Source organism: Pedobacter sp. B4419 (assembly GCF_059693725.1).
The window spans coordinates 735029-759060 of record NZ_JCASSL010000001.1; the positions used below are offsets into that span (position 1 = coordinate 735029).

Below are 24032 nucleotides of genomic sequence, written 5' to 3' on the forward strand. Positions count from 1 at the left end.
AACTAATGACATGAATGAACTGATGAACCAATAAACTCAAAATAAGATGTTTAGATTAAACCTTAAAATCGCTTTGCGTAATTTATGGAAGAACAAAACGGCTTCTTTCATCAACGTAATTGGCCTTGCCATTGGTTTGGCAGCTTGTTTAATGTTGTTGCTCTATGTAACCTACGAGTGGAATTTTGATAAGCAATCAAAAAATTCGGCTAATGTGTACACCACCATGACCAATATTGCCGGAGAGGGCGAAACCATTTCTGGAACTTTTGAAGGATCTACCACGGCATTTGGACCAGCCATTAAACAAGATGTACCCGAGGTAAAATACGTGGCGAGACTAGATTATGGTGGTAAAGTCCTCATTGCAAATGGAACCAACTCCTTTAAACGCAAGTCTAAATTTGCAGAGCCAGATATCTTTCATTTCTACGACTTCGAATTTATCAACGGCAATCCGAAAACGGCTTTAAACAATCCTAATTCTGTTGTATTGACCGAAACTACTGCAAATATCTTATTCGGTACTACTGATGTATTGAACAAAACCGTCCGTTTTCAGGATAAATATGATTTAAATGTAACGGCCGTAATCAAAGACCAGCCAGATAACAGCTCCAACAAGTTTGATTATTTGATGCCTTGGTCGCTTTACGAAAGTATAGATCAAAGTGCCAAAGACTTGAATTGGAATAATTATAGTTTTCTGACATTGGTGATGCTGAAAGAAAATGCCAATCTGGATTTGGTAAATAAAAAAATCAAAGCGGTAATTAAAAAGAATACAGCTGTTGATTTTCAAACACAGGCTTTATTTCCGTTAAGCAAGCTTCACCTTTATGGCAAGTTCGAAAGTGGCAAAAGTATAGGTGGCGCCATCGAACAGATTTGGCTGTTTACCGGCTTGGCTTTTGGTATTTTGCTCATCGCCTGTATCAATTTCATGAATATGGCCACGGCCAAATCAGAAAAAAGAGCAAAAGAAGTAGGCATTAAAAAAACCATCGGCGCCAATCGTTGGTCGCTCATTACTCAATTTCTTACCGAATCGATGGTGCTGGCTTTTATAGCGGTAATTTTAGCCATTGCACTGTTAGAAATGTTCTTGCCAACTTTTAACCATTTGCTCAACATCAAATTGAATATCGGTTATTTTAACGGCAACAGCTGGGTTGGCATTTTGGGAATTGTATTCGCCACCGGATTAATTGCTGGAAGCTATCCTGCTTTTTATTTGTCGGCATTCAACCCGATCCAAACCTTGAAGAGAAAAATTGGAGGGGGGGGCTTCTTCGCCATCAGCTTAAGGCAGGTGTTGGTGGTGGGGCAGTTCTGTTTTGCCATTATCCTGATTATCTCTACTTTGGTTATTTATCGTCAGATCCAATATGTAAAAAATAGGCCTGTTGGTTTCAATATCAACGCTTTAGTAGAAATGCCCCAAGACGGCCAGTTGAGACCGCAATATGAGGTGTTGCGAAGTGAATTGTTAAAGTCTGGTGCAGTTACATCCATGTTCCAATCGTCGGTGAGCTTATCGCATCGTGGCTCAAACTTTATGGACATTAGATGGGAGGGGATGACCAAAGCTGAAAACACACAGCTGTTTAACCAGGTGGCCACTACTTACGATTTCATCAAAACCAATGGCATTAAGCTATTGGAAGGAAGGGATTTCTCCGAAAAATTTGCTTCCGATTCTGTTGGGGTAATGGTGAGTGCTTCGGCCGTTAAGACTTTTGGCTATACAAATCCGGTAGGAAAAACAGTAACCGTATTTGGTGATAAATTTAATATTATTGGCGTTTTTGATGATTATGTATGGGATTCGCCTTATAAATCTAACAACCCGATGGTCGTTTTCTTCGATCCGAGACGTAAAGGTACCATTACCATGCGTTTGAATGATGCCAATACGTTAGAACAGAACATCAATACCATTACGCAAATCACCAAAAGGATTAATCCGGCTTATCCGGTAGAAATTAACTTCTTGAATGCTTTATATGCCGAAAAATATAATGCCGAGAAGACCTTAGGCATTTTATCGAACCTGTTTGGCGGACTGGCCATTTTCGTATCCTGTTTGGGCCTTTTCGGATTGGTAGCCTACAGTGCCGAGCAACGTACCAAAGAGTTTGGCGTGCGCAAGGTATTGGGTGCTTCGGTAGCTAATTTGATGCAGCTGTTATCGGTGTCGTTTGTGAAAATGATTGTGGTAGCCATCGTAATCGCAGTGCCGATCAGTTATTATGCCATGAACAAATGGCTGAACAAGTTTGAATTCCATACCGAATTTAACTGGTGGCTGGTGCCTATTGCAGCTTTCGGAACCTTGCTTGTCGCTCTGGTTACCATTAGTTTTCAGGCCTTTAAATCGGCCAAGGCAAACCCGGTACAAGCGCTTAAGTACGAGTAGTTGTCAGTTATCAGTTATCAGTTGACAGTTTTTAGTTATCAGTTATCAGTTTAACAATACAACCATCTAGCAATTGAGTTTACAGTTAACCGATTAAGTAATACAACAATTAAACAATTAACCCTAAGTAAGATGTTCAGGCTTAACCTTAAAATCGCGCTCCGTAACCTTTGGAAAAATAGAAGCATCACTGCTATCAATGTAGGAGGCTTGGCTATTGCCCTGTCGGCTTTTATGCTCATCATGATTTACGCCACTTACGAGACGAGCTTTGACAAGGATAATCCGAATTACGAAAATATCTATTTGGTGGGCAGGAAGACGCCTTCTTTTACTACCAATTTCACACCGCCACCACTAAGCAAAGAGATTAAAGATAATTTTCCTGAAGTAGCAGCTGCGGGTAAAGTGAAGCCTGGTGGATTTGAGCTAGCCGTTTCTAGCGATCATAGTACGGTATTTGTCCAAAAGTTTTTGTTTGTAGAGTATGAAGCGGCTAAGCTATTAAATATTAAGCCTGTCCAGGGACTGCAAGAGCCAAAAGGAGGCGAGTTTATGTTTTACCTCAACGAAGCTAACATGGCCGCTTTGTTTCCGGCCAAAAAAGACCAAAAGCCAGAAATGGTGTTTTTGGGTAATAAGAGTGAGAATCAAACGGGTAAAATAAGCGGTGCCGTATTTGCCAATCCACATTCGAATATTAGTTTCGATGGAGTTTCGATTACCAATGAGATCGGAATAGGAGAAAACTATGGTAACAACAATTACTTTACCTATATCCAAGTAAAGCCAGGTACAGATGTAGATGCCTTGGCCCAAAAAATAGAAAAAATGTACAGGGCCAATTTGGCCAAAGACGATAAGGATCCGGACTGGAAATACATCAATGCGGCACACATTTTTTTAGACCCTCTGAAAAATCTCCACCTTAGGCCAACTGCAGGTACCGATTCCAATTACAAGGTATTGATAGCGCTTTCGGTATTGGGCTTTTTAATGCTCATTATTGCCTGTATCAATTTTACCAATTTGAGCATTGCCCAAGCTACAAAAAGGGCAAAAGAAGTAGGCGTAAAGAAAGTGATGGGTGCTTTTCGTACGCACCTTACCTTCCAATTTCTGATCGAAATTTTGATGCAGTGTTTGGTAGCCACAGTTTTGGCCTTGATTTTGGCCGAGCTTGCATTGCCTAAATTCAATAACCTATTTGAAGTGAACTTGGCCATTTGGGAGCGTGGCAGTGCCTTGTTTTGGCAATTGCCGATCATACTGCTGGTACTTACCTTAATTGCTGGTGTCTATCCTGCAATGGTGCTCTCAGGTTTTAGACCGGCTTTGGTGCTCAAAGGCAACTTTCAGACCAGCAGACAAAACTATTGGCTCAAAAATGGATTGTTGGTACTCCAGTTTAGCATTGCTGTTATTTTTATCATCGGCTTGCTAATCATCAATTCGCAATTGAAATACATGCGTACCCAGGATGTAGGTTTTAAACCGGATCAGGTAGTACACATTAAAAATATGATGATTTTTAATGATGCCGCTGTTTTTGAACCCGTACGCGATCAAATTATGCAAATTCCAGGGGTCAAATCGGTTACGGTGGCCAATGGAATCCCAGATGGTTCTAAAACAGGTGTCAATAGCTACACCGCTGAGGGCAAAAAAGAAAGCATCGGCATGTTAAACGTAGGATTCGATTACTTTGAAACACTCGACATCAAAATAAAGGAAGGACGTACATTTTCAAGAAATTTTAAAACCGACACGGCTAATTCAGCGATTTTGAACGAAAGTGCAGTGGCCAAATACGGGTTGACTAATCCGATAGGGAAAACCATTAGAGGTTGTGATACCGAATATAAGATTGTAGGTGTAATTAAAGATTTCAAATCTGAAGGATTTGAAAAGATCGTAGAGCCAACCATTTACACCATGAAAGATGCTTGCGCCAATCCGAAATTGGAAATTATGATTAAAATTGAAGAAAGCCAAATGGCCACTGCTTTAGCTACATTAAAAGCCAAATGGTCAAATATTAACAAAAGAGATGGCGACAATTTTCGTTACAATTTCCTCGATGAGCTTTATGGCAGGCTGTTTAAAAAGCAAGAACAGTTGCAGTCTGTATTTTTTGCAGCTGCTATCTTAACCATCTTTATTGCGGTATTGGGCTTGTTTGCCTTTGCCAAATACATTACTGCCGGAAGGATGAAAGAAATTGCCGTGCGTAAAATTTTGGGCGCCTCAGATCTGCAGATTTTAAAGCTTTTAAACAGTTCGTTTTTCATCATCGTAGTTATTGCCAACCTGGTAGCATGGCCTTTGGCTTACCTGCTCACCAAAAAATGGCTCGAAACCTTTGCTTACAGGGTCGATATACCAGTGCTTCCATTTGTGCTCAGTGCTTTAATTACCATTGTTTTGGCCATATTAACTGTAAGCTTGCAGGCTGCTAAAAGTGTAAAAGCTAACCCGGTTGATGCCTTGAAGTACGAGTAATCAGTTGTTAGTTGCCAGCTGTTAGTTGCCGGTTGTTAGTTTTCAGTTAATGAATTCAGCGAAATAGTAATTAATCAAGCGGCTAATAGTCCTTGCTTGTGTGTGGGGATGCTCAAAATGCTGGGTAATTTACAGTTTAACAATCCTAGTAATCAGCTAACCCTTTAATGATCAACGAACCGAATACACTTGCGAAGTTTTCAGAACTTCGTAGGTGTTCGTTCATAAGCGTACAACCGATTGTCCGATAATGAACAATTTTTAAATTTTAATTTGTATAACTATTTGATTATTAGGTTTTTGAATTTTAATTTTTGCTTGGTATAAAAATTGGCATAAGCTAGTTGTAAAAAAATAAGATATGTTTCAGCTCAATCTCAGAATTGCTCTTCGTAACCTTTGGAAAAATAAAGGCTATACTTTAATAAATGTTGGTGGCTTAGCCATCGGCTTGGCCAGTTGCATGCTATTGCTCATCTATGTAGCTTACGAGTGGAGCTTTGACAGGCAATCACCCAATAGTGATAAAACCTATGTGGTATACAACAATTTTAAAACCGATGCTGAAACATTTAGCTGGGCATGGACACCTGGCGTAATGGCCAGGGAAGTAGAAGCAACCATCCCCGGTGTTGCTCTTGCTTCGCACTCTAGCTATCCACAAGAACACCTGGTTGGTTTTGAAAAGAAACAATTCAAAAAAAGCATGCTCTTTGCCGATAAACAGTTTTTGAAAATATTTGATTACAAATTTTTGCAAGGCTCTCCTGAAAAAGCACTCACTGATATCAACTCCATTATTTTAACCGAAACCCTAGCCAAAAGCTTATTTGGCAATGAAGATCCGATCAATAAAACCCTAAAACTCAATAATGACGAAGTATTAAAGGTCGATGCTGTAATTGCAGACATTCCGTACAACAGCAGTATCCGTTTCGACTATCTCTTGACCTGGGACATGTACCTGAAACTTAATCCATGGGCCAAAAACAACAATTGGGGAAGCAACCATTGCTTAACCGTGGTGCAGTTACAAGATAATGCCTTGTTTGACAAAGCCAATGCGCAAATTAAAGGAATATATGCGCGCAATATAAAAGAAGGAAATTTAAGCACTGCTTTGTTGCACCCCATTACCAAATGGCATTTGTACGATAAATTCGAAAACGGCAAATCGGTAGGCGGACGCATAGACCAGATCAAGTTGTTCTTTATTTTAGCTTTCTGTATCTTGCTCATTGCCTGTGTTAATTTTATGAACCTCTCTACTGCACGTTCAGAAAAACGGAGCAAGGAAGTAGGGGTACGCAAAGCAATTGGTTCATCTAGAAAATCACTGATCAACCAGTTTATGCTCGAATCGACACTGCTGGCTGTAATGGGGATGGCGGTTGCCTTTGTGCTGATTGAAATCAGTTTGCCTTATTTTAATGGCCTGCTCAACATTCATTTGGTTATTGATTATTCCGATTGGAGGTTTTGGACAGCTTTGGTAGGCTTAACCTTGATTACTGGCCTATTAGCAGGAAGTTATCCGGCATTCTATTTATCGTCTTTCGAACCCGTTAAAGTACTTAAGGGCTTTACCATGCCGGGCAAGGCCTCGGTGTCTATCCGAAAAGTATTAGTGGTATTTCAGTTTACTTTTGCAGCCTGTTTAATCATCTGCACAGCTGTGGTATATCAACAGCTAAGGTTTGTTAAAGATAGGCCTGTTGGATTTCAAAGGGCAGGTCTGATCGAAATCCCTGTCCAAGGAAAGCTCACCGAAAGAAGCAAACTTGATTTGTTAAAGCAACAACTCCTCAGCTCAGGAGCAGCTACCCATGTAAGCACTTTTAGCACCAGTTTAAACGATGGTGGCAATAATACCTTTGGTCTACAGTGGCCTGGAAAAAATCCCAACGAAAAAATATTGTTTAATACGCGATCGGCAGATTTGGATTTTGTAAAAACCATTGGTTCTCAATTGATATCGGGCAGAGAGTTTAATGTGAGTGATAGCAGTGGCAAAAATATTATAATCAATGAAGCTGCGGTTAAGGCAATGAAACTAAAAGATGGATTGGGCGCTACGATTAGCTATGACGAAGATCGTTTCACCGTAATAGGGGTAATCAAAGATTTTACGAACGAAACCCCATACCAAAGTGTAAGGCCAATGATGATGTATCATGATGCCAGAGACTATAATAGAATATTGATCCGTTTAAACCCTAAGCAGAGCATCAGTGCCTCCATAGCCCAGGTAGATGAGGTTGTAAAGTCGGTAAACCCTGATTTTCCGGTTGATAGGATCTTTATAGACGATAATTTCGAACAAAAATTCAACAACGAAAAGCTGTTGGGCACTTTAGCGAACTGGTTTGGAGGCTTTGCTATTTTTATTTCTTGTTTAGGCTTATTAGGCTTGGCGCTTTTCATGGCCGAGCAGCGAAAAAGAGAGATCAGCATCAGAAAAGTGTTGGGTGCCAATACCACCGATATTCTTACCCTGCTGAACAAAGATTTTGTAAAACTGGTAGTCATCGCCAACCTGATTGCTTTTCCATTGGCTTATATCATTGTAACCAAATGGCTTTCGAGCTACGAATTCAGGGTCGGCATTTCGATCTTGCCTTTTGCCCTGGCTATTTTGCTCTGTTTGTTGATCGCCATACTTACGGTAAGCGTACAATCGATAAAAGTAGCCAAGTCTAACCCAATCGATGCTTTGAAGTACGAATAAGGAAAGTTTAAAGTTTAAAGTAAAAAGTTTAAAGTTCAAAGTTTAAAGTGGAAAGTCAAATGGCTGATGAGTCAATGACTAGTAAACCAAAATTATAATAAACCAGACAAACTACTTAGTTAATACATCAAAGCTATGTTCAAACTCAATTTAAAGATCGCCTTAAGAAACCTTTGGAAAAACAAAGGCTATACGCTCATCAATATTTTGGGCCTTTCTATCGGGATGGCCAGTTGTATTTTGATTTTCATTTTTGTTCGTTATCAAATGAGTTTTGATCAGGGTTTTAAAAATGAGGATAGGATTTATCGGGTAGTTTCTAGCTGGAAATATGCCGACGGCAACGACTTTTATTCACAGGGTGTGCCCAGGCCACTGGCACCGGCCATGCGCAATGATTTTTCCCAACAGTTGGACAAGGTTTCGGCCATCCAAAGGGGTGGGGGGATCATTAAAGTCAATAATGCAAACGGCGTAGAAAAGTTGAAAACTACTGAAAATGTATTCTATATTGAGCCTGATTTCTTTGATATCTTCGATTACAAGTGGTTGTCTGGAAATCCTGAATCACTGGCTGCACCAAATACCATGGTGCTTTCAAAAGAAATGGCCATTCGTTTTTTTGGCGACTGGAAAAATGCGGTTGGTCGTAGTGTAAATTACCAAAATACAGATACTTATAAAGTAAGCGGCGTAATTGACGATATCCCCGAAAACAATTCCATTCCCTTGAAGATCATTTTATCTTATAAAAATTATAAAAGTCAAGATTTGGAGCGTTGGGGATCTTGTTCCTCTTCTTCTGAATGTTATGTGCTGCTAAAAAAGGGTTTTGATATAAAAAGTTTGGATGCGCCACTCGATAAATTCATCAAAAAATACTATACAGAAAATGGACCAGGCAAAGAAGGCCATGCATTTCAAGCTTTGAGCAATATCCATTACAACGATCGATTTGGAAATTTTTCGGGCAATATAATGCCAATGAAACAACTTTATGGGCTGATGATTATCGGGGCCTTTTTAATGCTCACCGCCTGTATCAACTTCATCAACCTGGCAACCGCACAATCGGTAAGCAGATCAAAAGAAATAGGCGTAAGAAAAGTAATGGGCAGTAGGCGCAAACAATTAATCACTCAATTTTTAACGGAGACTTTTGCCATCACTATTATTGCCTTGCTGATTGCCTGCGTACTCACCGAGGCTGCTTTGCCGGGGATGCAAAACCTGTTCAAAGAGAAAATCTCGTTTAGTTTGCTTGATCACCCGATTATTTTCGTTTTCATGATTGCGCTTACGATTGTTGTTTCTTGTTTATCTGGATTCTATCCAGCAATGATCATGTCTGGTTTTAGTCCGGCATTGGCTATCAAAAACAAGATCAAGGCAAATACAGGCGGTTTAGGCCTTCGAAAAGTATTGGTGGTGGTACAGTTTGCCATTACCGTGGTGCTCATTATTGGTACACTGGTAGTACTCAAGCAAATGCAATATGTACGAGAACAGCCGATTGGTTTTAATCCTTCGGCTATTGCCTTAGTTGATGTGCCAAGCGATAGTGTGAGCATACAAAGATATGATAACCTAAGTGCACGGATACAGCAGATTCCGGGTGTGCAACATGTAAGTTTCTGTAGTGCCGCGCCTTCGTCTGGCAACAATAACGAAACCAATTTTTCTTATAATAGTTCAAAAAATTCTGACTTTCAGATAAATACAAAAGTGGCAGACGATGCCTATTTTAAAACATTTGGACTTAAAATGATTGCAGGCAGGCCATTGGCCAAAAGCGATACGATTAAAGAGTATGTAGTAAACGAAACGTTGCTTAAAAAATTAAATGTAAAGGAACCAAGCCAGGCGCTGGGCAAAATAATAACCATAGGCGGTAGCCGTAGGTATGCGGGGCCTATAGTTGGCGTAGTTAAAAATTTTAACAATTCTAGCCTACGAGAGGACATATCGCCAATCGCAATCATGAGCCGTAAAACCTCTTATAGTACTTTGGCCGTAAAAATGGACACTAAGTTAATTATGCAAAGCATGAAGGCCATAGAAAAAACTTGGAACGAAGTATTGCCAGAATATGTATACGGCTCTTCTTTTATGGACGATCAGATTGACAGCTACTATGAAGGCGAAGTGATTATGGGTACTTTGTTTAAAGTATTTGCCAGCGTTATTATTTTTATTTCTTTTATCGGTCTTTTCGGATTGATTTCTTTTGTAGCGACCCAGCGCACTAAAGAAGTGGCCATTAGAAGGGTATTGGGAGCTTCGACCTTTGAGTTGGTAAAAATGTTGAACGGTTCATTCCTGTTAATGGTTTTTATCGCCAATTTGGTGGCTTGGCCTTTGGCTTATCTCTTTGTTTCGAATTGGCTCAAAGGCTTTGTCTATAGAATTGACCTTAGTATTTGGCCTTTTGCGTTAGCCATGCTCATATCTATGCTCATTACCTTGATCACGGTAAGCATCAGGTCATACAAAGCTGCAAGAGCAAATACAATAGATGCTTTGAAATACGAATAGGAAAAGTTTAAAGTAAAAAGTTTAAAGTTTAAAGTGGAAAGTCAAATGGCTGATTAGTCAATGACTAGTGAACCAAAATTATAATAAACCAAACAAACTACTTAGTTAATACAAAAGCTATGTTCAAACTCAATTTAAAGATCGCCTTAAGAAACCTTTGGAAGAACAAAGGCTATACGCTCATTAATATTTTGGGCCTTTCTATCGGGATGGCCAGTTGTATCCTCATCTTTATTTTCATCAATTACCAGATGAGCTATGACAAGGGCTATAAAAACGGAGATCGGATTTATCGCGTTGTTTCCAAATGGACCTATGCCGATGGCAATGAGTTTGAATCGCAAGGCGTTCCGAGGCCTTTGGCGCCAGCGATGAGGAATGATTTTTCACAATACTTGGATAAGGTATCGGCCATTCAAGGGAGTGGTGGCATTATTAAGGTAAGCGATGTAAACGGAAAGGAAAAGCTAAAAACTGCAGAAGACGTATTTTATGTAGAGCCTGATTTGTTCAGCATATTTGATTTTAAATGGCTTGCCGGAAGTGCAGCAGCACTGAAAGATCCAAATACGACCGTCCTCTCTAAAGAAATGGCGACCAAGTTTTTCGGGGACTGGCAAAATGCAATTGGCAAATCATTCAACTACCAAAATAAGGAGGATTATAAAGTTGTGGGCGTAATAGATGATGTGCCACAAAACAACTCTATCCCATTAACCATAGTTCTGTCTTATAAAAACTATAAAAATAAGGATATGGAACGCTGGAGCTCTTCTTCTTCCAGTTCAGAATGCTATGTGCTGCTAAAAAAGGGAATAGCTATCAAAAATCTAGATGCTCCTTTAACCAAATTTATTGACAAATACTATACTGAAAGAGGGCCAGGTAAAGAAGGTCATGTTTTTCAGCCCTTAAGTCAAATTCACTACGACGACCGTTTTGGCAATTTTGCAGGCAGCATTATGCCAATGAAAGAACTATACGGCTTAATGGTAATTGGAGCTTTTTTAATGTTGACGGCCTGTATCAATTTCATCAATCTGGCTACCGCACAATCGGTAAGCAGGTCTAAAGAAATTGGCGTTCGTAAAGTAATGGGCAGCATGCGCAAACAACTGATTGCCCAATTTCTGACCGAAACATTTGCCATCTCTGTTTTGGCTTTGCTTATCGCTTGCGTATTGACAGAGGCGGCATTGCCAAGCATGCAAAACCTGTTTGGGGTTAAAGTTTCGTTCAGTATCCTGCAAGACCCGATGATCTTTGTATTTATGGCTTTGCTCACTGTTGTGGTGGCTTGCTTATCTGGTTTTTATCCGGCTTTGGTGATGTCTGGATTTAGTCCGGCATTGGCCATCAAAAACAAGATAAAGGCAAATACAGGCGGTTTGGGCCTTCGAAAAGTATTGGTGGTGGTTCAGTTTGCAATTACCGTAATCCTGATCATCGGTACGCTGGTCATCATCAAACAGATGCAATACATCAGAGAAAGGCCAATAGGATTTAACCCTTCGGCCATTGCATTGGTTGACGTGCCAAGTGATAGCGTAGCCGTTCAGCGTTATGAAAATTTAAAGCAACGTATGCAGCAGATTCCTGGGGTAAAAAGCATGACTCTTTGCAGCGCCGCACCAACATCGAGCAACAATAATGAAACTAGCTTTGCCTACAACAGTTCAAAAGATGCCGATTTTCAGCTCAACACTAAAATGGGAGACGAGAATTATTTCAAGACTTTTGGCTTAAACCTGGTTGCAGGTAGGGCACTGGCTAAAAGCGACACCATAAGGGAATTTGTGGTAAACGAAACCTTGCTGAAGAAACTCAATGTGCTCAACCCTAATGAAGCCATAGGCAAGATATTGAGGGTTAGCAATAACTTCAAAGGGCCAATTGTAGGCGTAGTAAAAGATTTTAATAATAGAACGCTTCGCGATGCCATTTCGCCAATTGCCATCATGAGCCATAAAAGGACTTATACTACTTTGGCGGTAAGGATGGATAGTAAACTGATCATGCAAACCATGAAAGACGTAGAAAAAACATGGAATGCAGTTTATCCGGAATATGTTTATGGTTCGGAGTTTTTAGATTCAGAGATCAATAATTATTACCAAAGCGAAAAAATCATGGGTATTTTGTTCAAGGTGTTTGCCAGCGTAATTATTTTTATCTCATTTATTGGTTTGTTTGGCCTCATTTCTTTTGTAGCAACACAACGTACCAAAGAAGTAGCGATTAGAAAAGTATTGGGCGCCTCTACTTTCGAATTGGTAAAAATGCTGAATGGCTCTTTCCTGCTTATGGTGTTTATCGCCAATTTAGCGGCTTGGCCTTTGGCTTATTTATTTGTATCGAAATGGCTAAACGGCTTTACCTACAGGGTAGACTTGAGCATTTGGCCTTTTGTATTAGCCATGCTGATTTCTATGCTCATTACCTTGATTACGGTAAGCATCAGGTCGTACAAAGCGGCAAGAGCGAATACAATAGATGCGTTGAAGTACGAGTAGTTCAGTTGGCAGTTGCTAGTTATTAGTTGTCAGTTGCTAGTTTTCAGTTTTTAGTTACCGATATATCGTCATTGTGAAGCAACCTCTATCGATAACTAATGATTGATAAATAAAATAACAAATCTCAAGATGTTTAGACTAAATTTTAAAATTGCGTTGAGGAATTTATTAAGGAACAAAACGGTTTCCTTGATAAATATAAGCGGTTTGGCTATTGGTCTAGCTTCTTGTTTAATGCTGATGCTATACGTTTCATATGAGTGGAATTATGATAAGCAGTATAAAAACGCATCCAATATTTACCAGGTGATGGTTAATTTTTATGGTGCTGATAAAAATATTGCTGCTACAGGCGATCAGACTGCCAATACCTTAGCGGCAGCATTAAAGAATGAAATGCCAGAGGTAGCGCATGTAAGCAGAATACTTTGGCCAAGCAAAAGGTTATTGGCAAACGGGAAAAACACATTCAAGTTTAATGGACGTTATGCCGACCCTGAAATTTTAAAGATTTTCGATTACCAATACATAAGTGGTAGTCCAGCGAAAGCATTAAGCGATCCAAATTCTATTATCTTAACCGAAAGTACGGCAAAACGATTGTTTGGCAGTAGCGATGTGTTGAACAATACTTTGCGTTTCGAAAATCAGGCAGACCTGAAAGTAACCGCAGTAATCAAAGATCTCCCTCCAAATACAACTTATGGTTTTGAATGCCTGGTGCCTTGGAAGCTATTTGAAAACCTAAACCAATGGGCAATAGAACCCAACTGGTATAATTATTCTTTCTATACCTTGCTTACCTTAAAGCAAGATGCTGATATCAATCTTTTCAATCAGAAAATAAAGAATATCATTAAAAAACATGCCGAAAGCAAAGTTACAGAGGCAGAACCCTTTGCCTATCCGTTAACAAAACTTCGCCTTTCGGGCAATTTTGCAAATGGCAAACCTGAGGGAGGAGCCATAGTAAAGGTTAGGATTTTTATTTCATTGGCCTTCGGTATTTTAATTATTGCTTGTATCAACTTTATGAATCTGGCTACGGCGAGATCGCAAAAAAGAGCAAAAGAAGTTGGGATCAAAAAAACGATCGGGGCATCCAGAAAATCGCTCATCCTGCAGTTTTTAATGGAGTCGCTTATCCTCACAACGGTGAGCGTAATTATTGCCGTTATACTTGTTGAGCTCTCCTTGCCGAAATTTAATAGCCTATTGGATATTAAACTAGAAATGGTTTATTCAAACCCGACAAACTGGCTTGTTGTACTTGCGGTGATTCTGCTAACTGGTTTATTGGCGGGTAGCTATCCAGCATTCTTCCTGTCGTCTTTTAGTCCGGTTAAGACTCTAAAAAAATCCGTATCGCTGAAAAATAGTTTTTCGTTGAGTTTGAGGCAGGTATTGGTGGTGATTCAGTTCAGCTTTGCAGTAGTCTTGATTATTGCTACGCTGATTATCTACAAACAATTGCAATATGTAAAGAACAAGCCAATGGGCTATAACGCCAATGCATTGATCGAAATGCCACATGAGGGGAATCTTTATCCAAAATTCGATCTTTTTAAAGAGCGGTTGTTAAAATCGGGTGCTGTTTTGGCGGTTTGTAAATCTTCAGGGAGCATCTCTTCACAGAATTCTAATAGCAGCGGTTTGGAGTGGAAAGGGATGTCGCAAAGCGATCTTAAAGTATCTTTTAATCAGATTTATACCACCTACGATTTTATCAAAACCAATGGGGCGAAACTTTTGGAAGGCAGGGAGTTTAAAAAGGAATTTGCCTCAGATACCACGGCTGTATTGTTAAGCAAAACCGCTGTAAACCGAATGGGTCTAAAAAATCCGATTGGCGAAAATGTTGTTTTTCAAGGTATAAAGCGACACGTGATTGGCGTTTTTGAGGATATCATTTGGGGAGCTCCATCTAAAACCGAAAAGCCCATGATTATTGCGTTTAGTCAAGATAATACGGATGTAATTACGATGCGTTTAAATGCCGATGGAAGTATTAAGGATCATATGGAGACCATCAGTAAGATTACCAAAGACATTAACCCCGACTTCCCGGTAGATATTCGATTTTTAAGTGTTCTGATGCAGGAAAAATTTCAGGAAGAAAGAACGCTCGCTTTGCTGTCTAATTTGTTTGGTGGCCTTTCTATCTTCATTTCGTGCATGGGTTTGTTTGGCCTGTCAGCATTTAGTGCCGAACAACGAACCAAAGAAATAGGCGTTCGCAAGGTCTTGGGTGCATCTGTAGTAAGTATAGTTAAATTGTTGTCGGTCAGTTTTATAAGGACTGTTGTTTTGGCTCTTGTAATTGGTTTGCCGATAGCATATTTTGCAATGGATTCATGGTTGACCAATTTTGATTACCGTACAACGATTACTTGGTGGTTGTTTGCCTTGGCGGCAGGCTGTACTTTGCTCATTGCTTTTTTAACGGTAAGCTGGCAAGCCTATCGGGCTGCAAAAACCAATCCGGTTGATGCGTTGAAGTACGAGTAGTTCAGTTGTCAGTTGCTAGTTATTAGTTGTCAGTTACTAGTTTTCAGTTTTTAGTTGCCGGTTACCGATTTAACAGTTAACCAATTCGACAATAAGCTAATCAGCCAATGACTAATGACTAATGACAAATGACCAATGAACTCTTTTCTAGAGCCGTCCGCTTACGTACATGTAACTGTCCGAAAACGAACATTGTAGGATTTGTTTAGGTGTTTAAATAATTGATTTTCAGCTATTTGAATTTATATTTGTACTTGGTATAAAATTGGCAAGAGGAGAGTAACTTAAATTTAACCTGCAGCTATGTTCCGTTTAAACCTTAAAATCGCGCTCCGAAACCTCTGGAAAAACAAAAGCTACACGCTTATCAATGTTTTGGGTTTGTCTATCGGCATGGCTTGTTGCATCTTAATTTTTATCTATATCAGCTTTCAGCTCAGTTTCGACAAGGATTTAGGAAACAGAGATCGTATTTATAGGTTTGTGACCAATTGGAAGTACAATAGTTTTGATGATTATTCCAAAGGAGTACCCATTCCTGTAATTGGTGCGGCGAAAAACGATATTGCCGGAACTGAAAAGGTAGGAGCCATTGCTCGCAATGGTGGAGTGGTGATTGTTAAGGATCAAAATGGCAAAGAGAAAATAAAAGAAGATAGGGCCATCTATTATGCCCAGCCAGAATTTTTCGATATTGTTAATGTAACATGGTTGTATGGCAGCCAGAAGAACGGATTGGCCGAACCGAATACCGTAGCTTTGGCAGAAAGCGAAGCCAAAAAATACTTTGGCGGTACCGACCAGGCCGCCAATCAAAACATTTCGATCAATGGCACTTTGTTAAGGGTGATAGGCATATTTAAAGACATGCCTAAAAACAGCAGTTTCCCTATAAAGATTGTATTGAGCTTTGAAACCTTTTTTGATAAGGACAATAAAGATTGGGATTCGGTAAGCTCGAGCAACGAATGTTATGTACTGCTGAGCAAAGGGACTACCTCGGCTGATTTGCAAGCCTCTTTGGCTAAATTTAATAATAAATACAATAAAGGCCATCAATTGCCTGGTGATCAGAGCAATAGTCTTCAGCCCTTAAATGATATACATTTTAGCGACCGCTACGGCAGCTTTGGCAATAACACCATTACTAAAAAAGAGCTCTATGGCTTGGCCATTATCGGGGCCTTTTTGTTGATTACCGCCTGTATCAATTTTATCAACCTGGCTACGGCGCAATCAATTAACCGTTCAAAAGAGGTTGGCGTACGCAAGGTAATGGGCAGCGATAGAAAACAGCTTATTTTTCAGTTTTTGACCGAAACTTTGGCCATTTCCATCATCGCCTTATTGATCGCATGCGTCATTTCCGAGCTGTCTTTACCATTGATGGAAAAAATACTCAACAACAGGGTACAGTTTAGCTTGTTCGAAAATCCTTTGATCTTTGTGTTTATGGGTGGATTGGTTCTTGTCGTAAGTTTCTTGGCCGGCTTTTATCCAGCTATGATCATTTCGGGTTTCAATCCTGCACTCGCTATTAAAAACAAGGTAGCCGTTAATACAAGTGGCTTGAGCCTGAGAAAAATTTTGGTGGTGATTCAATTTGCCATTACGGTAGTGCTCATTATTGGTACTTTGGTTATCATGGACCAGATGCAGTATGTACGAAAGAAATCGTTAGGCTTCGATACGCAGGCTATTGCCATGGTTAATGTACCTGGAGGCAAAGATAACAGCGCTAAGCAAAATACATTTAAGGAAAGAGCGCTGAAAATTCCGGGTGTAGAAATGATCAGTTACTGTTCAATGGCGCCAATGTCGAGCAATTTAACAACAACCAGTTTTAATTTTAACGGTAGAGAAAATAAAGACTTTGAAGTAAGGCTTGCTCCATCTGACGAGAATTACTTTAAGCTCTTTGGTTTAGAGCTTGTGGCCGGAAAAATATTCTTTAAAAGCGATACTGCCAATGGTTATGTGGTCAACGAAACCTTTGTTAAAAAGGTAAACATCGCAGATCCACAGCTAGCTTTGGGAAAAATCATTGATCAAAATGGCCGAAAGGCACCAATAGTTGGTGTGGTAAAAGACTTTAACGACCAATCGCTGCAACAGAATATTTCTCCGCTAATCATCTATCCAGAAGCTAGGCGCTATTATACCGCGGCAGTTAAACTGGATAACAATTCGTTGATGCCCGCCATGAAACAATTGGAGCAACTGTGGAACACTACTTTTCCTGAGAATGTCTATTATGCCGAGTTTGTGAGCGATAACGTGAATAACTATTACGAAGCAGAACAGACTTTGGGGCTTTTATTCAAGCTGTTTGCTGGCATCATTATTTTTATTTCATTTATTGGTTTGTTTGGCCTTATTTCTTTTGTAGCCTCGCAGCGTACACGCGAACTAGCTATCAGAAAAGTATTAGGTGCTTCAACAGGCGAACTGGTCAAAATGCTGAACGGTTCCTTTTTATGGATGGTTTTTATCGCCAATTTAGTGGCATGGCCATTGGCTTACCTCTTCGTGTCAAACTGGCTTTCGGGCTTTGCCTACCGGATTGATTTGGGTATCTGGCCATTTATTTGGGCAATGCTCATTTCTATGGTGATTACCTTGGTTACCGTGAGCATAAGATCGTACAGGGCCGCCATGGCAAATACCATCGACGCACTTAAATATGAGTAGGGGGGCAGATGGGAAATGGAAGATGTGAAATGGAATCGTCATTGCGAGGAATGAAGCAATCTCCTTTGATAAGTTTTCTGTTAACAATTATGTATCAAGTATCAGGTATCAAGTAGCAAGACTGGATGCCAATGATTAAACAATATAACCTTTCAATTTTCCAACTTTAAAACGTTACAACAATTAAATAATACAACATTAATTTCAATAATATACCCTAAAAAGATGATCGAATTAAAAAATATAGAAAAATACTATGCCAACAAAGGTGTAAAAAGTTACATCCTCCGCCATGTAACCACCAGTATCAAAGCAGGTGAATTTGTATCCATTATGGGGCCTTCGGGAGCGGGAAAATCGACTTTGCTTAATATTTTGGGCATGCTCGAAGAACCAACCTATGGCGAATATCATTTTATGGGCGAAGATGTGACTTCGTTGAACGAACGCAAGAGGATCGAACTGTACAGGAACCATATCGGCTTTGTGTTTCAGGCCTACCACCTGATTGACGAAATGACGGTTGCCGAAAATATCGAAGCGCCACTATTGTATAAAAAAATATCGAGCGGAGAACGTAAAAGTCGCATTGCCGATATTTTGGATCGCTTTAACATGGTAGCCAAAAAAGACCTGTTCCCTAATCAGCTTTCGGGTGGACAGCAACAATTGGTGGGCATTGCCCGTGCCTTGGTAGCTCAGCCTTCTATTATTCTGGCCGATGAACCAACTGGAAATTTGCAGTCGGCACAGGCAGAGCAGATTATGGACTTGTTTAAAAAACTGAACGAAGAAGAGAAAATTACGATCCTACAGGTTACGCATTCGGAGAAAAATGCACAGTACGGCAATCGCATACTGAACATTGAAGATGGCGTAATTAAAGAAGATGTGGCTGTTGTTGTCGAGTAAGTTTGCAATTACCAGTTGGCAGTTTGCAGTTCAATAATTAAGCAATTAAGCAATAAGTTAATCCCCTAACCATCCCAATGAACTAATAACCAATAAACCAAACCAATCAATCATATGTTTAGAATTAACTTAAAAATCGCACTCAGAAACCTTTTTAAAAACAAGGTTTATGCAGCAATCAATATCGGGGGGCTAGCCATTGGCCTTACTGCTTTTGTATTGTTGCTGCTTTTCATTAACCATGAGAATAATTATGATAAATGGGATTCTCAACTTCAAAAAGTTTATCAAATTAGAGAGAAACACGATTTTTTCACGCCAGACAACAAGCAGCATTGGCAGGATATCGGCGATTCGCGCATTGGTAACCTGTTGACTGAAAAAGTGCCCCAGTTCAAATATGTAACCAAAATCAGCAACAATTGGGGCAGTGGCTTCTATTCCATAAAAATTGATCAGAACGATCCCGTTTTGCAAAAGGGCTTTAGGGATGCAGATTCGTTGTTCTTTAAGGTATTTCCTTATCAGTTTATTTATGGCGACGAAAAAACGGCAATCAATAAGCCCAATACGGTTGTCATCAAGCAAAGCGTTGCCAAACAGTTGTTTGGAACAGACAAGGTACTCGGTAAGACTTTAAAAGTAGTGATCTGGCGCGGAGACCCGGGTACTTCATTTACGGTTACTGGTGTAGTGGCCGATCCGGCAACAGCCCAGAGCGTTCCTTTTAATGCCATTATCCACAGCGGAAATAGAGAAAAAGATCCCGATAACCCGGGAAGCTCTAATTACTGCCAGATCTATGCAGTAGCCGATCAAGAACTGGACACCGTTTCTTTAAACAAAACCTTGCAAAAAGTATATGTAGATTTTAAGAAAGCCAGTTTGGTGCAACGTAAAAAGGACTATGCAGAATATTATAAAGATGGCAAAACACCAGGACTAAAGGCCGTTCCTGTTCAGGAGGTACATGCCAATCCTGCGTTGGGGGCAACCTGGTTTAGCAAAATAAAACCTATCGTGGCACTTTCTATTTTCTTGCTGCTGGTTTCTGTCATCAATTTTGTTAACCTCGCCACCGCACAATCCGTGCAACGGGCCAAAGAAGTAGGGGTAAAGAAAGTATTGGGTGCCTACAAAAAACAATTGGTCACTCAATTTCTTATCGAATCAGGTATACAGACCCTTAGCGCTTTATTTATTTGCGTAATTCTGGTAGAGGTGTTGTTGCCTGCTTTCAGCAACCATTTTGAAGTAGAGCTGAGCTTTTGGCACAGCAAACAATTGTTTAGCCTGATACTTCAATTGTTGGGTTTGTTTGTGTTTATTACCTTATTGGCTGGTTTTTATCCGGCTTGGATCCTTTCAAAATATAATCCGGTAAAGGTACTTAAGGGTAATTATGAGACTGGATTTAAAGGTTTGGCCTTAAGAAACGGGCTGGTGGTCCTTCAGTTTATCATTGCGGTTACTTTTATTATCGGTATTGGCGTAATGCAGCAGCAAACCAGCTACATCGCCAATAAAGACCTGGGTTTTGACAAAAGCAAGCTGGTTAATATAGCCGCCAACTACGATGATAACTTGGCAGAAAGGATAAAGAAAATCCCTGGTGTGCAATACGTGGCTACAACTACCCAGGTAATGGGCAATTCTTTTAACGTACCCAACGAAATCAATTACAACAACCAGCAGTTCGATATGAATACGGTTACGGTAACCATGGATGCCCTGCCTGCATTGGGAGTACAGGTGGTAAGTGGAAGGATTTTCTCTCGCGAATACAAACAAGATACCGTAAATACTGCAGTACTGAACGAGACGGCTGCCAAGTTGTTGGGCAAAAATGTAGTGGGTACAAATTACAAAAGCGGCAAGGGCGAAGATCAGCATGTTTTCCAAATAGTAGGTGTAATCAAAGATTATAACAACGAGAGTTTTGACAAGGCCGTATTGCCTACCATTTACAAAGTAACCCAATTAGGCGGCAGTTCAAACACGAACAACTTGTTGGTTAGATTTAATACTGATAGTTATCAAAGTGCTATCAAAGCCATCGAGGTAGAATGGAAAAAACTTTATCCAGATTATCCAATGCAGTATAGTTCGGTAGAAGATGCTTTTCAGAAAGAACTGGAGTCTAGCCGTCGCCTCATGCAATTGGTGGTTTTGTTCAGTGTCATTTCGGTAGTACTTTCTTTATTGGGTCTGTTTGCCTTATCTGCTTTCATGGCCAAGCGCCGCACCAGAGAGATTGCCATCCGCAAGATTTTGGGAGCTTCAGATCTACAGATCGTAAACATGCTGAACCGTTCTTTTATGATTTTGGTGCTGGCCGCCAATATGATCAGCTGGCCGATTGCCTATATTTTTACCAATAACTGGCTATCGGGATTTGCCTATCGGATAGACATGCCAATTTGGCCATTTATCATCGCTACCTTGTCGTCAGTTGTTATCGCTGTGCTTACCATCAGCGTACAGGCGCGTAAAGCTGCGGTAAACAATCCGGTAGATGCATTGAAGTACGAATAGTGAAAGTTGAAAGTAAAAGGTAAAAAGTTGAAAGTAAAAAGTTGAAAGTGAAAAAGTAATGTATAAAATTGAAAATCGGTGGCTGTCACCCATTTCCTATTCTCAGTTATCTATTTCCTAACTAACCACCTAAAAAATGTTTAAAATTAACCTCAAGATTGCACTCAGGAACCTTTGGAAAAACAAAACCTATACGGCCATTAATATTTTTGGTTTGGCGGCGGGCTTGGCGGGTTTCGTGATCATCCTGCTTTATATCGCCAAAGAAACAAGTTACGACAAGTGGGATCCTGCCTTAAAAAGAACCTATATCGTTGCTGCCGATTTTACAAAAAACGGTGCGGAGAATAAAGGGACCAAGATCAAAGGCTTACTCTCTAAAGTAATCAGAGAACAAATTAGCGAGGCCGAAGTTGTTTCTATAGGAAGTCTTACAGGCAGGAAATTAGATGTAAAATTTGAAAAAGACGGAAAGACAATGAGTGAATTGTTGCCGTCGGCGTCTATAGATAGCAGTTTCTTCAGCTTATATCCCTTGAAAGCCATCCAAGGGCGAATGGAGGATATTTATACAGACAAAGATGCGATTGCGATCAGTGCCACTGCTGCTAAAAAGCTTTTTGGAAATATGGATCCAATCAACCAAGTTGTGATCGAAAATAGAGGCTTGAATTTTCCTCCAGGAAGATTGGTGGTAAAGGCCGTATGGGACGATAGAAGACAGGCTTCGGTTTTTGGCTTAGACCTCTTGTATCAGGAAAATTTTAAAGACTATGGCAACCAGTTACTTTCAACCCCATTTACAACCTTATTCAGGCTAAAAGAAAATGCAAACCAAGAGCAGGCCTTAAAAAAAATAAATGAGGCCTATATTGTTGAATTCGCCAAATACATTGCTCAAAATAGCGATGCTGGTTTTAGGCCATCTCAGCAGGAAGCTTTAAAAATCCTGAAGGAAAAAGAAGGGATTACCGCTATAAAACTCATCACAGAGCCAATTTCTAACCTTAACCTCAGTAATTTTTACTCAACCAATGCCAAACAGACCACCATTTATATCCTCTTTGCCCTCGCTTCGTTTTTGATCATCATCTCCTGCATTAATTATACAAATCTGGCGCTGGTGATGGCACAGGCAAGAGCCAAAGAAGTGGGCGTTAAAAAAGTATTGGGCGCCTTTAAGTGGACTCTGATCAAACAATTTTTTACAGAAACCGCAATCCAGTGTTCCATCTCCTTTTTGTTGGCACTCATCTTCGCAGAACTGTTGCTGCCACAAATCAATCAGATCCTCTCAGATAATTTAGAGCTGTTTAAGTCTTTCGATGTTTGGTTGATTCTGGGACAGGCATTGATCATATTGGTGGTGATTATGTTTTTGGCAGGTGCCTATCCTGCATTTGTCTTGGCTGGTTTTCTTCCGATAAAAGTATTAAAAGGCAACTTTAATACAGCCACACATATCGGAAACCTGAGAAGAGTACTTGTAGTTTTTCAGTTTACCATTGCCATTGCGCTCGTTATAAGTTTTGGGGTGATCTATGCCCAGCTCAATTTTATGAAGCAAAAAGATTTAGGGCTGAAGTCTAGTCAGCTGCTGTCTTTTAGAGTTGCCAAATACACAAATAGGGTATTGAATCCGGCAAATTTTGAGTCGATTAAAAACAGGTTGTTGGCCGTAAAAGGAGTAGAAGATGTAACCAGGGCAACAGAGCAGCCTATGAACGATTCTGGTTCTGAAGATAATGTGAGTTATGGAAATACTACTTTAAGTACTGAATCCAGGCATGTAGATCCCAATTATTTAGCAGTATTAGGTGCCAAATTAGTCCAAGGCAGAGACTTTTCTTACCAATTGCTGGCCACCGATTCGGTGCAAAGCGTGATTGTAAACGAGACAGCTTTCCAAAAATTAGGACTGGCCAAGGTAAACAGCCAAGTAGCTATTGATGGTGGCAATGGACCTGAAAAATTTAATGTAATTGGCGTGGTAAAAGATATTCAGGCCTACGGCTTTGATCAACCGATTATGCCAACTATTTATTTGGTGAGCAACTATCCATTGTATTGGCGTACAAATGTAATTATACGTTTAAGTACGCAAGATGTAAAGCAAACCACTTCAGACCTAAAGGAGGTTTGGAAAGAAATAGAACTTGGAGCTGCGCTTAACCTTGTTTTTGCAGATGATGTTTTTGCAAAGATGAACAGCAGCTACGAAGTAAGCGAGAAAATTATCTTCTCTTTCGGTACGATTACTTTTTTGGTTTCTGTTTTCGGATTGATCGGCTTTGCAGCCTATACGGCAAAAATAAGGCTCAAAGAAATTGCAGTAAGACGGATTCTTGGTGCATCTACCAGCTCTTTGCTGCAATTGCTGAACAAAGATTTTGTAAAACTGGTGCTGATAGCTAGCTTATTGGCTGATATCTTGGCTTATATCTACATGAAGAAATGGTTCGCCGGCTTTGCCTATCGAATTGATATGCCTTACTTGGTTTTTATTCTGGTTAATATCCTGATTGTACTGATTACCATAATTACAGTAAGTTTCCAGAGTATTAAAGCGGTAAGATCAAAACCAATTGATGCACTGAAGTATGAGTAGATTCCTTGAATCGTCATCCCGGACTTGATCCGGGATCTCTCTTGAACTGGATGCTGCATCAGTGTTTAGCATGACAAGATG

The 24032-nt window shown here is 40.0% G+C and carries 10 protein-coding genes; all 10 read left to right on the forward strand.

Going from position 1 to position 24032, the window contains the following annotated elements:
- The first annotated feature begins 46 nt into the window (after nt 1-46).
- The 10 genes from AC570H_RS02965 to AC570H_RS03010 all read left to right on the forward strand — a co-directional run bounded on the left by AC570H_RS02965 (nt 47) and on the right by AC570H_RS03010 (nt 23951).
- Nucleotides 47-2419 (forward strand): ABC transporter permease, encoded by a 2373-nt coding sequence (locus AC570H_RS02965; RefSeq protein ID WP_497351554.1) that lies wholly within the window; start codon nt 47-49, stop codon nt 2417-2419.
- A gap of 132 nt (nt 2420-2551) precedes the next feature.
- Nucleotides 2552-4921, forward strand: a complete 2370-nt coding sequence (locus AC570H_RS02970; protein ID WP_497351556.1) for an ABC transporter permease — start codon at nt 2552-2554, stop codon at nt 4919-4921.
- A 361-nt stretch (nt 4922-5282) separates the two neighbouring features.
- Nucleotides 5283-7649: an ABC transporter permease gene (locus tag AC570H_RS02975; RefSeq protein WP_497351558.1), complete on the forward strand. Its 2367-nt coding sequence runs from the start codon at nt 5283-5285 to the stop codon at nt 7647-7649.
- A gap of 135 nt (nt 7650-7784) precedes the next feature.
- Nucleotides 7785-10184 (forward strand): ABC transporter permease, encoded by a 2400-nt coding sequence (locus tag AC570H_RS02980; RefSeq protein WP_497351560.1) that lies wholly within the window; start codon nt 7785-7787, stop codon nt 10182-10184.
- 119 nt (nt 10185-10303) lie between these two features.
- Nucleotides 10304-12697, forward strand: a complete 2394-nt coding sequence (locus AC570H_RS02985; RefSeq protein WP_497351562.1) for an ABC transporter permease — start codon at nt 10304-10306, stop codon at nt 12695-12697.
- A gap of 189 nt (nt 12698-12886) precedes the next feature.
- On the forward strand, nt 12887-15205 hold the full coding sequence (locus AC570H_RS02990; protein WP_497351564.1) for an ABC transporter permease: 2319 nt from the start codon (nt 12887-12889) through the stop codon (nt 15203-15205).
- Nucleotides 15206-15508: 303 nt separating this feature from the next.
- Nucleotides 15509-17896: an ABC transporter permease gene (locus AC570H_RS02995; protein ID WP_497351566.1), complete on the forward strand. Its 2388-nt coding sequence runs from the start codon at nt 15509-15511 to the stop codon at nt 17894-17896.
- Between the two features lie 225 nt (nt 17897-18121).
- Nucleotides 18122-18808: an ABC transporter ATP-binding protein gene (locus tag AC570H_RS03000; protein ID WP_497351568.1), complete on the forward strand. Its 687-nt coding sequence runs from the start codon at nt 18122-18124 to the stop codon at nt 18806-18808.
- Between the two features lie 114 nt (nt 18809-18922).
- Entirely contained in the window at nt 18923-21343 is a 2421-nt protein-coding gene (locus AC570H_RS03005) for an ABC transporter permease (RefSeq protein WP_497351570.1), read from the forward strand.
- Nucleotides 21344-21479: 136 nt separating this feature from the next.
- Nucleotides 21480-23951, forward strand: coding sequence for an ABC transporter permease (locus AC570H_RS03010; RefSeq protein WP_497351572.1), 2472 nt, complete (start codon nt 21480-21482; stop codon nt 23949-23951).
- Nucleotides 23952-24032: the final 81 nt, after the last annotated feature.

Excerpts from the sequence above, each read along its gene's own strand:
- AC570H_RS03000 (WP_497351568.1), top strand. The coding sequence starts at position 18,122 with ATGATCGAATTAAAAAATATAGAAAAATACTATGCCAACAAAGGTGTA.
- AC570H_RS03005 (WP_497351570.1), top strand. The coding sequence starts at position 18,923 with ATGTTTAGAATTAACTTAAAAATCGCACTCAGAAACCTTTTTAAAAAC.
- AC570H_RS02980 (WP_497351560.1), top strand. The coding sequence starts at position 7,785 with ATGTTCAAACTCAATTTAAAGATCGCCTTAAGAAACCTTTGGAAAAAC.
- AC570H_RS02975 (WP_497351558.1), top strand. The coding sequence starts at position 5,283 with ATGTTTCAGCTCAATCTCAGAATTGCTCTTCGTAACCTTTGGAAAAAT.
- AC570H_RS02965 (WP_497351554.1), top strand. The coding sequence starts at position 47 with ATGTTTAGATTAAACCTTAAAATCGCTTTGCGTAATTTATGGAAGAAC.
- AC570H_RS02970 (WP_497351556.1), top strand. The coding sequence starts at position 2,552 with ATGTTCAGGCTTAACCTTAAAATCGCGCTCCGTAACCTTTGGAAAAAT.
- AC570H_RS02985 (WP_497351562.1), top strand. The coding sequence starts at position 10,304 with ATGTTCAAACTCAATTTAAAGATCGCCTTAAGAAACCTTTGGAAGAAC.
- AC570H_RS03010 (WP_497351572.1), top strand. The coding sequence starts at position 21,480 with ATGTTTAAAATTAACCTCAAGATTGCACTCAGGAACCTTTGGAAAAAC.
- AC570H_RS02995 (WP_497351566.1), top strand. The coding sequence starts at position 15,509 with ATGTTCCGTTTAAACCTTAAAATCGCGCTCCGAAACCTCTGGAAAAAC.